The sequence below is a fragment of the Bacillus sp. SIMBA_031 genome (genome assembly GCF_046535225.1).
GTDB classification, from domain to species: domain Bacteria; phylum Bacillota; class Bacilli; order Bacillales; family Bacillaceae; genus Bacillus; species Bacillus velezensis.
This window is the reverse complement of sequence record NZ_JAWRXC010000250.1, coordinates 1-271: the sequence shown is the minus strand read 5'-3', so window position 1 is coordinate 271 and position 271 is coordinate 1. Positions and strand designations below refer to the sequence as shown.

The 271-nt window shown below is 64.2% G+C and carries 1 protein-coding gene; it reads right to left on the bottom strand.

Features of this window, described 5'->3' with window-relative positions; all coding sequences use genetic code 11:
* On the bottom strand, window positions 1–256 hold a 256-nt coding region (locus tag SB724_RS22255), incomplete at its 3' end, for a DUF7933 domain-containing protein (protein ID WP_486304060.1).
* Between the last annotated feature and the right edge of the window lie 15 nt (window positions 257–271).

The following is a 271-nucleotide window of genomic DNA, read 5'->3' as shown; positions in this document are numbered from 1 at the left end:
CGAACGCACCGCTGAGCGCGATCCTGGGCGCACGTACCACGAGGGCGGCATTAGCCGGCGGGTTCAAATTAGTCACAACGTTGGCGACCCGGTTGGTGTATGTCCCCTCCCCTTGCGCCGTGACATCCACCGTCACCGTGCATGAGGAAACACCCTGGGCCAGGCCACCCCCCGAAACAGTCACGGAGTTGCTCCCCGCGGCCGCATTGGCCGAATACGGGTTGGTACCTGGATCTTGGGTGCAGGTACCGCCAATATTCGGGACCGCCGC